Source organism: Micromonospora luteifusca, assembly GCF_016907275.1.
GTDB classification, from domain to species: Bacteria; Actinomycetota; Actinomycetes; order Mycobacteriales; family Micromonosporaceae; genus Micromonospora; species Micromonospora luteifusca.
On sequence record NZ_JAFBBP010000001.1, the window covers coordinates 72,999 to 87,975 of the forward strand.

The 14,977-nt window shown below is 72.3% G+C and carries 12 protein-coding genes; 8 read left to right on the forward strand and 4 right to left on the reverse strand.

Annotated elements, in window-relative coordinates:
* The first annotated feature begins 140 nt into the window (after window positions 1-140).
* On the forward strand, window positions 141-1,925 hold the full coding sequence (locus JOD64_RS00350; RefSeq protein ID WP_204940311.1) for an N-acetylglutaminylglutamine amidotransferase: 1,785 nt from the start codon (window positions 141-143) through the stop codon (window positions 1,923-1,925).
* 13 nt (window positions 1,926-1,938) lie between these two features.
* On the opposite strand, the gene JOD64_RS00355 is transcribed toward JOD64_RS00350, so the two are convergent.
* Entirely contained in the window at window positions 1,939-3,072 is a 1,134-nt protein-coding gene (locus JOD64_RS00355) for a carboxylate-amine ligase (protein WP_204940312.1), read from the reverse strand.
* A gap of 85 nt (window positions 3,073-3,157) precedes the next feature.
* Between JOD64_RS00355 and JOD64_RS00360 the strand changes: the two genes are divergently transcribed.
* Window positions 3,158-4,498 carry a flavin monoamine oxidase family protein gene (locus tag JOD64_RS00360; RefSeq protein ID WP_239559303.1) on the forward strand — a complete coding sequence of 447 codons (1,341 nt, stop codon included), beginning with the start codon at window positions 3,158-3,160 and terminating at the stop codon, window positions 4,496-4,498.
* A 115-nt stretch (window positions 4,499-4,613) separates the two neighbouring features.
* Here JOD64_RS00360 and JOD64_RS00365 read toward each other — a convergent pair whose 3' ends face one another.
* Window positions 4,614-7,247: a discoidin domain-containing protein gene (locus tag JOD64_RS00365; RefSeq protein WP_204940314.1), complete on the reverse strand. Its 2,634-nt coding sequence runs from the start codon at window positions 7,245-7,247 to the stop codon at window positions 4,614-4,616.
* Between the two features lie 227 nt (window positions 7,248-7,474).
* Window positions 7,475-8,674, reverse strand: a complete 1,200-nt coding sequence (locus tag JOD64_RS00370; protein ID WP_204940315.1) for an ROK family transcriptional regulator — start codon at window positions 8,672-8,674, stop codon at window positions 7,475-7,477.
* A gap of 283 nt (window positions 8,675-8,957) precedes the next feature.
* On the opposite strand from JOD64_RS00370, the gene JOD64_RS00375 reads away from it, so the two are divergent.
* Window positions 8,958-9,626 (forward strand): TMEM175 family protein, encoded by a 669-nt coding sequence (locus tag JOD64_RS00375; protein ID WP_204940316.1) that lies wholly within the window; start codon window positions 8,958-8,960, stop codon window positions 9,624-9,626.
* Here the strand turns inward: JOD64_RS00375 and JOD64_RS00380 are convergent.
* On the reverse strand, window positions 9,565-10,203 hold the full coding sequence (locus JOD64_RS00380; RefSeq protein WP_307813132.1) for a nucleotidyltransferase family protein: 639 nt from the start codon (window positions 10,201-10,203) through the stop codon (window positions 9,565-9,567). The genes JOD64_RS00375 and JOD64_RS00380 overlap by 62 nt on opposite strands.
* 113 nt (window positions 10,204-10,316) lie before the next feature.
* Between JOD64_RS00380 and JOD64_RS00385 the strand changes: the two genes are divergently transcribed.
* From JOD64_RS00385 to JOD64_RS00405, 5 genes are read left to right on the forward strand one after another with little or no spacing between them, the layout of a single operon-like run.
* Window positions 10,317-10,814: a 2Fe-2S iron-sulfur cluster-binding protein gene (locus JOD64_RS00385; RefSeq protein ID WP_204945825.1), complete on the forward strand. Its 498-nt coding sequence runs from the start codon at window positions 10,317-10,319 to the stop codon at window positions 10,812-10,814.
* Window positions 10,811-11,800: an FAD binding domain-containing protein gene (locus JOD64_RS00390; protein ID WP_204940317.1), complete on the forward strand. Its 990-nt coding sequence runs from the start codon at window positions 10,811-10,813 to the stop codon at window positions 11,798-11,800. Before JOD64_RS00385 ends, JOD64_RS00390 begins: the two co-directional genes overlap by 4 nt.
* Window positions 11,797-13,893, forward strand: coding sequence for a xanthine dehydrogenase family protein molybdopterin-binding subunit (locus JOD64_RS00395; protein ID WP_204940318.1), 2,097 nt, complete (start codon window positions 11,797-11,799; stop codon window positions 13,891-13,893). Before JOD64_RS00390 ends, JOD64_RS00395 begins: the two co-directional genes overlap by 4 nt.
* Window positions 13,894-13,920: 27 nt before the next feature.
* Window positions 13,921-14,286 carry an ArsR/SmtB family transcription factor gene (locus JOD64_RS00400; protein ID WP_204940319.1) on the forward strand — a complete coding sequence of 122 codons (366 nt, stop codon included), beginning with the start codon at window positions 13,921-13,923 and terminating at the stop codon, window positions 14,284-14,286.
* On the forward strand, window positions 14,286-14,927 hold the full coding sequence (locus JOD64_RS00405) for an SRPBCC family protein (protein WP_204940320.1): 642 nt from the start codon (window positions 14,286-14,288) through the stop codon (window positions 14,925-14,927). The genes JOD64_RS00400 and JOD64_RS00405 overlap by 1 nt, the downstream gene beginning before the upstream one ends.
* Window positions 14,928-14,977 lie beyond the last annotated feature (50 nt).

The window sequence follows — 14,977 nt, forward strand, 5'->3', positions numbered from 1 at the left end:
AGCGGGTTTGTCCACCCCCCGCCCGGGTAGCCAGCCGCCCCCGTCCGCCCGGGCGGGAGCCGGCCATTTTCCGCCGGGACGCGTGACAGGAGGACCGTCGTGCCGCCCATGTTCGACCCGAACCACCACCACGCCGCCTGATGTGCGGGATCAGCGGAGAGGCGCGATTCGACGGCCGGTCACCCGACGCGGCGGCGGTCACCCGGATGACCGAGGCGATGCGCTCGCGCGGCCCGGACGACGAGGGTTTGTTCGCCGACGGCTGGGTGACCCTCGGGCACCGCCGGCTGACCATCATCGACCTGTCCGACGCGGGTGGCCAGCCGATGGTGCGCGACGATCTGGGCCTGGCGCTGGTCTTCAACGGCTGCATCTACAACTATCCAGAGCTGCGTGAGGAACTACGGAACGCCGGGTACGCCTTCCACTCCACCGGCGACACCGAGGTGATCCTGGTGGCGTACGCGCACTGGGGTGAACGTTTCGTCGACCACCTGGTCGGCATGTTCGCGATCGGGCTGGTCGACCGGGTGCGGCGGCGGCTGATCCTGGCCCGCGACCGGCTCGGCATCAAACCGCTCTACCTCGCCGAGACGCCCGGGCGGCTCCGGTTCGCCTCCACCCTGCCCGCGCTGTTGCGGGCCGGCGACGTCGACACCGGCATCGACCCGGTGGCGCTGCACCACTACCTGTCCTGGCACTCCATCGTGCCCGCGCCGCGCACCGTGCTGCGCGGCGTACGCAAGCTGCCGCCGGCCACCCTGCGGGTGATCGAGGCGGACGGTCGCAGCCGCGAGGAGGTGTACTGGCGACCCGACTACGTGCGGGAGCCCGCCGACGCGGGGATGGACGCCTCCGACTGGCGGGCCGCCGTCGGGGACGCGTTGCGCACGGCGGTACGCCGACGGCTGGTCGCCGACGTACCGGTCGGCGTGCTGCTCTCCGGTGGCCTGGACTCCAGCCTCATCGTGGCGCTGCTCGCCGAGGCCGGCCAGCAGCACCTGCGGACGTTCAGCATCGGCTTCGACAGCCGCGACGGCGAGTCCGGCGACGAGTTCCACTACTCCGACCTGGTGGCCCGCGCGTACGACACCGACCACCACCGGATCCGGTTGGCCGACGACGATCTCGTGCCCGCCGTACGGCGTGCCGTGCTGGCGATGACCGAGCCGATGGGCAGCCACGACGTGGTCGCCTTCCATCTGCTCTCCGAGCAGGTGGCGCGGCACGTGAAGGTCGCCCAGTCCGGGCAGGGCGCCGACGAGGTGTTCGCCGGCTACGGCTACCACCAGCCGCTGGTCGGGGCACCCCGGCACAGCGCCGCCGAGACGTTCGCCGCCGCGTTCTTCGACCGCGGCCACGACGAGCTGCGCGGCATCGTCGGCCCGGCGTACGCGCTGGAGCACGATGCCAGCCGGGACCTGCTCGCCGGGCACCTCGCCGCGCCCGGCGCACAGACCGCGCTCGACGCCGTGCTGCGCCTGGACACCCATCTGATGCTCCCGGACGACCCGGTCAAGCGGGTGGACAGCATGAGCATGGCGTGGGGCCTGGAGGTGCGTACTCCCTTCCTCGACCAGGACCTGGTCACCCTGGCCGCGCACTGCCCGCCGGAGTACAAGGTCGCCCAGGGCGGCAAGGGCGTCCTCAAGGAGGTCGCCCGGGAGGTGCTGCCCGCCGAGGTGATCGACCGTCCCAAGGGCTACTTCCCGGTGCCGGCCCTGCGCAACGTGGACGGCCCGGTGCGCGAGATGGTCGCCGAGGCGTTGCAGGCACCGGCCGCCCGCGAGCGTGGGCTGTTCCGCCCGGAGTACGTGGCACACCTGCTCGCCGAGCCGGACCGGGCCGAGGCGGCGGCCGGCAGCAACAAACTGTGGCAGCTCGGGCTCCTGGAGCTGTGGCTGCAGACGCACGACATCCGCTGAGGTCGCCCCGCGGTCAGCTCGCTGCGGTACGGGCGACCAGGTCGTCGATCACCGCGCGCAGGTCACCGGTGCGCTCCAGCACCCGACGCTGCCGGGTCGCGCCGGTACCGTCACGGCGCAGCCGGGCCAACTGCGCCAGCACGTACCCCAGGTCGCCGTGGCGCAGCAGGGCGGGCGCGATCACCGCCATCAGGTCGTCGACGAGTGCCCAGGCCGGCCGGGTGCCGCCGGCCCGCAGATCGATCAACTCGCCGTCGAGGCCGTCGTGGGCGGCCCGCCAGTGCGCCGCGGCGACCAGGCAGTCGCGCACGGGCGGCGCGGTCACTCCGGCGCGTACGTCGTTGACGAGGGTGGCGACGAGGGATCGGACCAGCGCGGCGACCAGCACCGCGTCGTCCACGTCGGGGCAGACGTCGCCGACCCGCACCTCCACCGTCGGGTAGGCCGACGACGGTCGGGCGTACCAGTAGACCATCGCCGCGTCGAGCATGATGCCGGCGGCGATCAGCTCGTCGACGGTCCGGTCGTAGTCGGCGACGGAGTCGAAGTACGGTGTCGGGCCGATGCTGGGCCAGCGTTCCAACTGCATCGACCGCCAGCTGGCGTGACCGGTGTCCCGCCCGTCGTGCAGCGGCGAGTTGGTGGTGATCGCCTGCACCACCGGCAGCCACACCCGTAGGTGGTTGCAGACCTGCACGGCCAGCTCCCGGTCGGGCAGTCCGACGTGCACGTGACACCCGCACACCGCCGGGTCGTGGGCCACCGGCCCGTACCGGCGGGACATGGCGTGGTAGCGAGGCCTGTCGGGCACGGTCCGGTGCGGCTCGGCCACCGGGGTCGCTCCGACGGCCACGAGCCGGGCCCCGGCGTCCGTGGCGGCGTCGGCGGCGGCGCGGCGCAGCGCCACCAGCTGCGCGCGTAGCTCGCTGAGGTCGGCGCAGACCGGGGTGACCATCTCCACCATGCTGTGCCGGAACTCCTGGCGGCTCTGGTCCCGGGCGGAGCCACGCAGCGCGGCGAGCACCTGGTCGGCCACCGGCAGGTTCCGCCCACTGTCCGGGTCGAGCAGCAGGAACTCCTCCTCCACGCCGATCGTGAGGATGGCCAGGTCAGGCACAGTGTCGGCGACGGTCGGACGGTACGCCATGGTCTCTCCCCATCCACTGCTGCGGCCGGCGGGCTCGGTTTCCCGGCCCGGCCCCGCCGCAAACGCGCGGTCATACGCCGGACGGTTGCGGGTAAGCGCCGGCGTGACCGACGGCATCCGGGTGGTCGTGATCGGCGCCGGCTTCTCCGGACTCGCCGCCGCACTGGCGCTCGCCCGGGCCGGTGCCCAGGTGCGGGTGCTGGAGGCCCGCGACCGGGTCGGTGGTCGGGTGCTGACCCGCTGGCTGCCCGACGGCACCCAACTCGACCTGGGGGCGCAGTGGATCGGCCCGACCCAGGACCGGATGTACGCGCTGGTCGCCGAACACGGGCTGGCTACCTTCGCGTCGGCGACGCTCGGCGCACCCACCCTGCTCTGGGCCGGCCGGCGCCGGGCCGAACCGCCCGCGCAGGCCGGCCGGGTGCTCGGCCTGCTCGATGAGTACGCCGCACGACTGGACCCGGCCGCACCCTGGCAGGCGCCGGAGGCCGCGCAGTGGGACCGGACGATCCTCGGCGACTGGCTCCGCGCGACGGCCGGGGACGGCGACACCACCGACTACCTGGGGCGACTGCTCGCCGGTGGCCTGCTGGCCACCGGCGCGGACGAGGTGTCCCTGTTGCAACTGCTGTTCTACCTGCGCAGCGCCGGCGGAACCGAGCCGTTGCTCAGGATGGCCGGGGGCGCGCAGCAGGACCGGATCGTGGGTGGGCCGTCGACGCTGGCCGAGCGGATGGCCGACGCCTTGCCGCCGGGGGCGCTGACGCTGGCCGCACCCGTGCGGTCGATCGAGCAGACCATCGACGGAGCGACAGCGTGGACCGACACCGGGCGCGTCGACGGCGACGCGGTGGTGGTCGCGCTGGCGCCGGCACTGGCCGGCCGGATCCGGTACGACCCACCGCTGCCCGCGCTACGCGACGGGCTGACCCAGCGGATGCCGATGGGTTCGGCGCTGAAGGTGCACGCGGTCTACCCGGAGCCGTTCTGGCGTGCCGACGGGCTGTCCGGGGTGTCCACCAGCAGCTCTGGTCCGCTCACCGAGACGGTCGACAACTCCACCCCGACCTCGCCGCTCGGGGTGCTGACCGGGTTCAGCTACTCAGTGGATGCCGCCGCGCTGCGCGAGATGTCACCCGAGCAGCGTCGGCGGTGCCTGCTGGACGCGTTCGCCGGCGTGGTCGGGTCGCGAGCCCGAGACCCGGTGGACCTGGTCGAGTACGACTGGTCGGCCGACGAGTGGACGCGGGGCTGTTTCTGCGGCGCGCTCACCCCGGGGACCTGGCGCACCTACGGTCCGCGGCTGCGGGCACCGGTCGGGCGGTTGCACTGGGCGGGCACCGAGACGGCGACCCGCTGGGCCGGCTACCTGGAGGGCGCGGTGCGGGCCGGTGAGCGGGCGGCGGCGGAGGTGCTGGCGGGTTGACGGTGGCACGCGGAGGGGCCGGCCCGGTCTCGGCGGGACCGGGCCGGCCCCGGCCCACGGTGCGCCCCGGCCAGCCCGGTCGGTCAGTCGACCGGGTCGGCGCGGGTGCTCCGGGTCAGGGGTAGGTGGTCAGGTACACCGTTTGGTTGGCCGCGTTCGCGGTGCCACCGGCGTTGTTGATCACCCGGTTGATGGTGCCGACGCCGCCGAGCGAGACGGTCACCATGTTGGTGAACCGCACGTTCGGGTTGGTGGGCACCTCGAAGGACCGCTCCTCTACCACGGCGGGATTGACGTTGAAGTAGCTGTAACTGCCCAGTCCCCACGCCTGGTGGCTGGTCACCGAATCCGCGACCTTGTACGCGGCGTAGCCCCGGGTCGACCCGTTCATCCAGGCCGCCTGGTTGGGTACGTCGTAGGGCAGTTCGTTCTGGTAGAAGTACGTCCGCCCGCCGTTGCCGTTCCAGATGGTCTGGTACTTCTGGTAGTGCTCGACGAAGAGGCCGTACATGGTGACGTTGTCGCCGTTGACCGTGAGCCCGGTGTCGGCGGTGTTCAGCGTCCACCCGGTGGGTACGCCGGAGGCCGCGTGGTCGGCCCGCCACAACCACATGTGGTCGCCGATCACGTTGTCGCTGTTGACGGTCAGCGTGTTGGTGGCCTTGCCGACGTGTGGCCCGCCGATGCGGAAGAACACGTCGTGCAGCGAGGTCGGGTTCGTGGCGTGGCTCGCCGACGAGCCGGACGGCCCGACCTCCATCAGCACCGGCGAGTTGGTCGTGCCGGCCTCGAACATCAGGCCGGCGACCTTGACGCCGTCCACATCGGCCACCCGCATCCCGACGCTGCCGTTGTCGGCCTGGATGGTGGCCAGGCCGAGGCCGAGGATCACGGTGTCGGCCCGGTTGACCTGGATCGGCTCGGTGACGTGGTGCACGCCCGGGGTGAAGAGCAGGTGCTTGCCCTGGGCGAGGGCCGCGTTGATGGTGGCGGCGCTGGTGCCGGCCTGGACGACGAAGAACTGCGACAGCGAGATGGACGAGCCGGACGGGGTCTTGTTGTACCAGCTGGTGCCGGTCGAGTTGGTGCGCAGCGCCGGCACGAAGACCCGGTACTCACCGGTGCCGTCGACGTACAGGAACGGCTTCTCCCGTACCTGGGGGGTCTGGCCGATGACGGTGTGCGACGGGTTGGGGAAGCTCGGTGCCGGCGCGCCGACGACGCCCTGGAACACCATGTTCCAGACCGAGCCGGTCCAGCCGTTGCCGAACTCGCTGTTGCGGGAGTACCACTGCTGCTGCGAGCCGGAGACGACCAGGCCGTCGATGCGGGTGTCGGCGAGCAGGCCGCCGCTGGACCAGCCGTCGCCGCCGTTCCAGAGCTGGATCTGGTTCTGCGCGCCACGCAGGTGCATCCGTCGGTACGGTGCGGCCTGGGACACCGCCCAGCGCTCCACCGTCTGCCCGGCGGGCAGGGTGACCGAGAGGTTCTCGGCGGCCCGCCAGAAGTTCTGGGTGGCGTTGCCGCCCATCCAGAACGCCTCGGTGCGCACGTGGCCGTTGAGGTTGACGTCGTCCGGGCTCAGGCCGAGGCCGGCGACCTGGGTGAAGAAGCCGAGGTTGACGTCAGCGGTGTAGGTGCCGGGCTTGAAGAGCACCGCGTAGCGCTGCGGGCCGAACTGGTTGGTCTCCTGCTGGGTGAAGAGGGTGTTCAGTCGGCTCTGGATGGTGGCGGTGGGCGTGCTCGGGTCGAAGACGAACGTGTTCGGCCCGAGGTTCGGGTTGCGCGGGTCGGTCCCGTCGACCGGGGGCTCGCTGGTGCCGCCTGTCGTGTTCACCGCCAGCTCCCACAGCGAGTAGCCGTAGGCGGTGCCCCGCGCGGTGCCGTACATCCGCAGGTAGCGGCCACTGCCGGTGACGGCGAGGGACTGCGTCCCACCGGTGGCCGTGGTGGTCGAGTAGATGGTGCTCCAGGTGGCACCGTCGGCCGAGGTCTGGAGCTGGAAGGCCCGGGCGTACGCGGCCTCCCAGGTGAGCACCACCCGGCAGATCGTCCGGGTGCTGCCCAGGTCGACGCGCAGCCACTGCGGCTCACTGGCGGCGCTGGCCCACCGGGTGCCCGGGTTGCCGTCGACCGCGGCGGACGCCGCGAGGCCGGCGTTCTGAGTGGACGAAGCGGTCGCGGGGCTGCCCTGGGCGACGTTGGTGCTGCCGCAGGTCGGCGTGGTGCCACCGGTTTCGCCGTAGACCTGGAACTCCCAGAGCGAGTAGCCGTAGCCGGTGCCGCGGGCGGTGCCGTTCATCCGTACGTAGCGGCCGGCGCCGGTGACGGTGAGGTTCTGGGTGCCACCGGTGCCGGTGGTGGTCGAGTAGATGGTGGTCCAGGTGGCGCCGTCGTCGGAGGTCTGGAGCTGGAAGGCCCGACCGTAGGCGCCCTCCCAGAGCAGGTTCACCTGGCTGATGGTGGCGCGGGCGCCCAGGTCGACCTGGAGCCACTGCGGGTCGCTGAACGCGCTGGCCCAGCGGGTGCCGGTGTTGCCGTCCACTGCGGCGCTGGCCGGGGTGCCGGCGTTCTCGGTGGATGAGGCGGTGGCGGGGCGGCCCTGGGAGAGCAGGATGGGCGCGGCCTGCGCGGGTGTGGTGGCACCGGTCGGGGTGAGCGCCGCGACCAGGGCCACGGTGAGCCCGACGAGCAGGTGCCGGACGGCCCGTCGGGGACGCGGGCGTACGGATGTTGCATGAGATGTCATGACATCGCCTGTCGATAGGGGGTTACGGATGCCGCGTGGGTGGGTTCGGGCTTGCCCCGTGGTGCCGCCGGTGGTGCCGCCGATGCGGTGCCGCGGGCCGGAGAGCGCTCTCATAGGAGTGTTGCGGCGAGATTGCGGCGGCGTCAAGACATCGATCTATAACTTTGTTATTTATCCCGAGGATTCTTTTTGTGTAATTTGCTGGTCGGCCGAGCGGTCGCTCCCGCTCAGCGGCGGACGCCGCCTTCGGTGAGGAAGCGGGCTATTGGGAGGGTGGCAGCGCCCAGCGCCACCGCGTCCACGCCGAGCCGACACAGCTCGATCGACGCCTGCTCGTATGGCTGGCGCAGCGCCTGCCGTCCGGCGGCCTCCCGGACGGCCGGCAGCAGGTCACCCAACGCCACCGCCGCCCAGCCGCCGAGCACCACGCGCTCCGGGTTGAAGAGGTTGATCAGGTTGGCCACCGCGGCACCGAGGTAGCCGGCGGTGTCGTCCAGCACCCGCCGGGCGGTGGCCGAGGTCTGGGCGGCGGCGACCAGCGCGGCGATCTGGGACTCCTCGTCCTCGCCCGGAACCGGTCGACCCCGGCACGCCTCCCGGTACCGGTCGATGATCGCCTCCGCGCCGACGTAGGCCTCCAGGCAGCCGCGCGCGCCGCACCGGCAGGCCCGCCCGCCGTACACGAGGGTGGTGTGTCCCCACTCCCCCGCGCTGCTGGACGCACCCCGGTAGGTGGCGCCGTTGGTCACCACCGACGCGCCCACGCCCGAGCCGACCAGCGCGAAGACGGCGTGTCGGGCGCCCCGGCCGGCCCCGAACCACATCTCGGCCTGGCCGAGGGTCTTCGCGCCGTTGTCGATGTGCAGCGGCAGATCGGTGCCGGCGGCGATCAGGCGCTCCAGCGGCACCCGGTCCCAGCCGAGGGCCTGGGCGTGCACGACGGCCTCGGTGCCCTGCTCGACCACCCCTGAGACGCCGATGCCGACGCCGAGCACGTCGCCGGGGGCCACCCCGGCCTGACCCGTTACCGCGTCGATTCCGGCCAGCACGTGCCCGGCCACCAGGTCAGGTTCGGTGCGAGCCGGGTCGAGCGGGTACTCGATGCTGGCCAGCAGGGTCATCGCGAAGTCGAACAGCTCCACCCGGACCCGGGTCTCGCCGACGTCCACGCCGACCACGAAGGCGAAGCGGGGAGCGATCCGCAACAGCATGCTGGGCCGTCCACCGTCGGACTCGGCTGCCCCGGCCTCGGCGACCAGCCCTTCGTCGATCAGGTCGGCCACCACGTTGCTGACCGCCGGCTGACTCAACCCGGTACTGCGCACCAGGTCCTGCCGGGTGAGCGGGCCGTCGAGGAAGAGCTTGGTCAGCAGGGCGGACCGGTTGCGCAGCCGCACACTGCGGTTGGTGGCACGCGCCAGCTCCACTCGTCACCTCGTTCCCGTCGGCGTTCGAGGCGACTGTAACCGCCTCGTGTCGAGGTGGTTCCCTGGTCGGACCTGCTCAACCGCCTGCTCGCCGCCGCCTGCGGCAGGGCCCGGACGTGGTCAACATCGGCAACACCTGGTCGGCGTCGTTGCAGGCAACCGGCGCGCTTGTCCAGTTCGACGACGCCACTCTGAAGGCCGTCGGCGGTAAGGACCGGCGGCCGTCCTCGTTGCTTGGACGGAACGTCCCGAGGCCGCAGTCCTGAGCGGTTAGCCTTCCCCAATGGCCGAAGCCCCCGACGAGGTCGCGCAGCCCGGCAGCGGCTCACGCCTGTCCGGCACCGATCGGATGACCGCGTTCAGCGACGGTGTGTTCGCCATCGTGATCACGCTGCTGGTGCTCGACCTGCGGGTGCCGGAATACCACGAGGGCGAGCTGCTGGCCGGGCTGCGTGGCGAAGGCGCCTCCTACCTGGCCTTCGTCGTGTCGTTCGTCTACATCGGGGTGCTCTGGCTCAACCACCACGCCCTGCTCAAGCTGATCCGCGCGACAACCCTCACCCTGAGCTGGATCAACCTCGCCGTGCTCTTCGGCGCGGTGATCATTCCGTTTCCCACCGCCGTGCTGTCGTCCGCGTTCACCCACGGCGACATCGCCGACCAGCGGGCGGGCGTCACCCTGTACGCGTTGGCGGCCGCGCTGATGTCCGCACCGTGGCTGGTGTTCTTCGGTTACCTGCACCACCACCCCGAGCTGCTTGACCGTGGGGTCAGCCCCGAGCATGTCCGGACGCAACGGCTGCGACCGATCACCGGCCTGGTTCTGTACGGATTGAGCGGCCTGCTCGGCTGGTTCGTCAACCCGGTGCTGGGCCTGATCGGCATCATCGTCATGATCGCCTATCACGCGGCAACCAGCGAGGGGCTGCGTCGGCGGGGCCGGCGGCGCTGACCATTCGGGGCAGGTCGGCGGGGGTGTCCACGTCGACCGGTGAGCCGACGTCGTCGCAGGGCACCCCCACCACCAGGTCCGGTCGGTCGCGCAGCAGGCCCCGGGCGCCCCGGTCGCCGACGGCGTAACCGTCCAGCAGCGGCCAGGTCTCCCGGCCCAGCAGGACCGGGTGCCCCGGCCGGCCGGCGTAGGTGGCGACCGCGATGGTCGCACCACCGGCGTACACCCCTCGGACCCGGCGAACCGCGACCGGGCTGAGCAGCGGCTGGTCGACGAGCACCACGACAGCGGCCGACACGTCGGCGGGCAGCGAGGCCAGGCCGCGGCGCAACGACGAGCCCAGCCCTTCGGGCCAGCGGTCGTGGCGAACCAGCACCGCGCCGGGCAGGTCGGGCACCTCGTCGGCGCCCGCGCCGATCACCACGTGCACGGGCGTGCAGCCGCCGTCGCCCAGCAGCTGGATTCCGCGCCGCACCAGCGGCTCGCCATCCAGCTCGACCAGCGCCTTCGGCCGGCCGTACCGCCGCCCGGCGCCGGCGGCCAGCAACAGCCCGGCGGTCACCGGCAGGTCGGGCACCCCGGGTCACCTCCTGCGTTATTCGCCCCTCTATGTACCGGTAAAGCTAGTCTGGGCCGGTGCAGGACGGACCAGAGAACGCGACGACGACCGACGAGCGGTACTCGTCGCGGGTGGCGTTCGAGGTCAACGGTGCGGCGCGCGAGGTACGGCTGGACAACCGCACCACCCTGCTCGACACGCTCCGTGAGCACCTCGACCTGACCGGGGCGAAGAAGGGCTGCGACCACGGCCAGTGCGGCTCCTGCACGGTGCTGCTGGACGGCCGCCGCGTGAAGAGCTGCCTGGTGTTCGCGGTCACGCTGGACGGCCGGTCGGTGGTGACTGTCGAAGGGCTAGCCGGGCCGGACGAGCTGTCCCCGTTGCAGGCCGCGTTCATCGCGCACGACGCGTTCCAGTGCGGCTACTGCACCCCCGGGCAACTCTGCTCCGCCAGCGGCATGCTCGACGAGGTCGCCCGGGGCTGGCCCAGCGCGGTCACCGACGACCTGAGCGCGCCGGCCGAGCTGACCGACGCGGAGATCCGCGAGCGGATGGCCGGCAACCTGTGCCGCTGTGCCGCGTACCCGCACATCGTGGCGGCCGTGCGCGAGACGGCGGCGACGCGATGAGGGCGTTCCGCTACCACCGGCCAGCCGACGTGGCCGACGCGGTCGCCGTGCTCGGCGCGGAACCGCAGGCGGCCTACCTGGGCGGCGGGACCAACCTGGTGGACCTGATGAAACTCGGGGTGCAGCGCCCCGACCTGCTCGTGGACGTGACCGGGCTTCCGCTGGACACCGTCGAGGAGCTGCCCGACGGCGGGCTGCGGGTCGGCGCGACCGTCCGCAACAGCGACCTCGCCGCCCACCCGGTGGTCCGCCGGGACTACTCGGTGCTGGCCCGCGCCCTGCTCGCCGCCGCCTCCGGGCAACTACGCAACATGGCCACCACCGGCGGCAACCTGTTGCAACGCACCCGCTGCGTCTACTTCCAGGACACCGGCAAGGCGTGCAACAAGCGTGCGCCGGGCAGCGGTTGCGCCGCACTGCACGGCCAGAACCGCGACCTGGCGGTGCTGGACTGGTCCGAACAGTGCGTGGCGACCCACCCGTCCGACCTGGCCGTCGCGCTGACCGCACTCGACGCGGTGGTGGAGGTGCACGAGGCCGAGGGCAGCCGCGACATTCCGATCGCCGCCCTGTACCGCTCCCCCGGGGCGCACCCCGAACGCGAGACCACGCTGGCCCGGGGTGCGCTGATCACCGCCGTCCGGTTGCCGCCGCTGCCGGCCGGGCGCCGCTCGACGTATCTGAAGGTGCGCGACCGGGCCTCGTTCGCCTTCGCCGTCGGTTCGGTGGCCGCGGTGCTGGACCTCGACGGCGGCGTGATCCGCGACGTGCGGCTGGCCTATGGGGCGGTGGCGCACCGGCCGTGGCGGGCCTACCGGGCCGAGGCCGAGCTGCGAGGTCGGACGTTCAGCCCGGAGCTGGCGGGACGGGCCGCCGACGCGGAACTGGCCGAGGCACGCCCGTTGCGGCACAACGGTTTCAAGGTGCCACTGACCCGGGCCATCACTGTGCGGGCGCTCAGCGAGCTGGCCGAGGAAGCGCGGTGAGCACCGGCGCGGTCGGCCGGGCGTACCCCCGACTCGAGGGTCGGGAGAAGGTCACCGGCACCGCACGGTACGCGGCGGAGTACCCGGTGGACGGGATCACCTACGGCTGGGCGGTGCCCTCGGCGGTGGTGCGGGGCCGGATCACCCGGATCGACTCGGCGGAGGCGCTCGCGTCGCCCGGCGTGCTGGCCGTCCTGCACCACGGCAATGCGCCCCGCCTCGCGCACGGCCCGCAGCCGGAGCTGTGGCTGTTGCAGGAACCGGCGGTGCACTACCGGGGGCAGTTCATCGCGGTGGTGGTGGCCACCAGCCTGGAGGCGGCCCGCGAGGGCGCCCGGCTGGTCCGGATCGACTACGACGCCGGGCCGCACAGCACGGTGCTCGCCGCCGACCACCCCGGCCTGTACCGGCCGGACAAGGTCAACCCCAGCTATCCGACGGACACCGCCGAGGGCGATTTCGACGCCGGGTACGCGGCCGCCCCGGTGCGGGTGGACGCCACGTATCGTACGCCGGCCTACCACAACAACCCGATGGAGCCGCACGCCGCGACGGCGCAATGGCGCGACGGACGGCTACTGGTGCACGACTCCACCCAGGGCGCCTCGCCGGTGCGGGCCACGCTGGCCGAGCTGTTCGAGGTGCCCCCGGAGACGATCCGGGTCGTCGCCGAGCACGTCGGTGGCGGCTTCGGCAGCAAGGGGTACGCCAAGGCGTCGGTGGTGCTGGCCGCCCTCGCGGCCCGACACATGGACCGACCGGTCAAGCTGGCGCTGACCCGTCAGCAAGTGTTCGGGCCCGTCGGTTACCGCACCCCGACCATCCAGCGGGTCCGGCTCGCCTCCGACGCCGACGGACGACTCACCGCGATCTGCCACGACGCGATCAGCCAGACGTCGACCCTCCACGAATTCGCCGAGCAGACCGCCGTCTACACCCGCAGCATGTACGCCGCACCCCACCGACGCACCACACACCGGCTGGTCCGCCTCGACCTACCCACACCGTTCTGGATGCGCGCTCCCGGCGAGTGCCCCGGCGCGTACGCCCTGGAGTCGGCGATGGACGAGCTGGCCACCGCCGTCGGCATCGACCCGGTGGAGTTGCGGATCCGCAACGACGCGCAGGTCGACCCCGACCAGGGGCGGCCGTTCACCAGCCGCAACCTGGTGGCCTGTCTGCGCGAGGGTGCGCAGCGCTTCGGCTGGGCGGACCGGGACCCGACGCCCCGCGCCCGGCGCGACGGGAGCTGGCTGATCGGCACCGGGGTGGCCGGGTCGAGCTACCCGGCCCGGGCCAGGCCGTCGTCGGCCACGGCCACCGCCCGGCCCGACGGCAGCTTCCTGGTGCGGATCAACGCCACCGACATCGGCACCGGCGCCCGAACGGCGATGTGGCAGGTGGCCGCCGACGCGCTCGGGGTGCCGCCGGAGCGGGTGGAGATCCGCATCGGTGACAGCGACCTGCCGACCGCGCCGGTGGCCGGCGGCTCGATGGGCACGGCGAGCTGGAGCTGGGCGTTGATCCGGGCCGGTCAGGCGCTACGCGAGAAACTTCGGGATCTTCCCGGCGGCAGGGCCGCGGGCGAGGTGACCGTCGAGGTGAGCACCGACGACGAGGTGGGCGGGCAGCCCACCTTGCCCCGGTACGCGTACGGGGCGCAGTTCGCCGAGGTGCGGGTGGACGCGGACACCGGTGAGGTGCGGCTGAACCGGATGCTCGGGGTGTTCGCGGGCGGGCGGATCGTCAACCCGACGACGGCGCGCAGCCAACTCATCGGCGGCATGACGATGGGATTGTCGATGGCGCTGCACGAGGAGGGCGTGCTCGACGAGCGGTACGGCGACTGGGTCAACCACGACCTGGCCACCTATCACATCACCGCATGCCCGGACGTGGAGTCCATCGAGGCGTACTGGCTGGACGAACAGGACGACGAGCTGAACCCGGCCGGGGTGAAGGGCATCGGTGAGATCGGCATCGTCGGCGCCGCGGCGGCCGTCGCCAACGCGGTGCATCACGCCACCGGCGTACGGATCCGGGATCTGCCGATCCGGTTGGACAAGCTCGTCGGACCATCGGCGCTCGCTTAAATAAGCCAGTGGTGATATAAAGGCGTCGTGCACGCCTTCGACGTGCTGGGCGATCCGGTCCGGCGCCGCATCCTGGAGCTGCTCGCCAACGGCGAGCAGACCGCTGGCGCGGTCAGCGCGGTCATCCGCGACGAGTTCGGCATCTCCCAGCCAGCCGTGTCCCAGCACCTCAAGGTGTTACGGGACAACGGCTTCGCCACCGTACGGCCGGAGGGCACCCGGCGGCTGTACGCGGTCGACCCACGCCCACTGCGCGAGGTCGACGGCTGGCTGGAGCACTTCCGCCGATTCTGGACCCCACCGCTGGCGGCACTCGCCACCGAGCTGGCCCGGGGCCGACGCGAGCGTCGGCTGGGCGGGCCCGCCGACCCACCCGACGAGAGGAACACCTGATGATCGACGCGATCGAGCAGATCAACGCCGTCCAGCGGCAGGTCGGCACCCGCACCCTGGCAGCCGGCGAGGCCCGCGTAAGCACGCTCAGCCAGACCTACCAGGCGACGCTCGACGATCTGTGGGACGCCTGCACCAACGCCGAGCGCATCCCGCGGTGGTTCCTGCCGATCACCGGTGACCTGCGGCTGCACGGCAGGTACCAACTCCAGGGCAATGCCGGCGGCACCATCGAGAGCTGCGAGCCGCCGCACCGCTTCACCGCCACCTGGGAGATGGGCGGCGAGGTCAGCTGGATCGAGGTCCGCCTCACCCCGATCGACGCCGAGCGGACCCGCTTCGAGCTGGACCACATCGCGCACGTCGACCAGGACCGGTGGGCACAGTTCGGGCCGGGCGCGGTCGGCGTCGGCTGGGACCTCGGGTTGCTCGGTCTCGCCTCGCACCTGGCCGGCGACGGCAGCGGGGTCAGCCCGGAGCAGAGCGCCGAGTGGAGCGCGTCCGACGAGGGGCGACGGACCATGGAGTTGAGCAGCCAACTGTGGTGCGAGGCGAGCATCGCCGCCGGCACCGACGCCGACGAGGCGAAGGCCGCCGCCGAACGCACCACCGCCTTCTACACCGGAGCCCCGGAGGCCTGAGCGAATACAGCGGCGCGCGACGTCAGAAGCGAGCGGCGGCGGAACCGGCG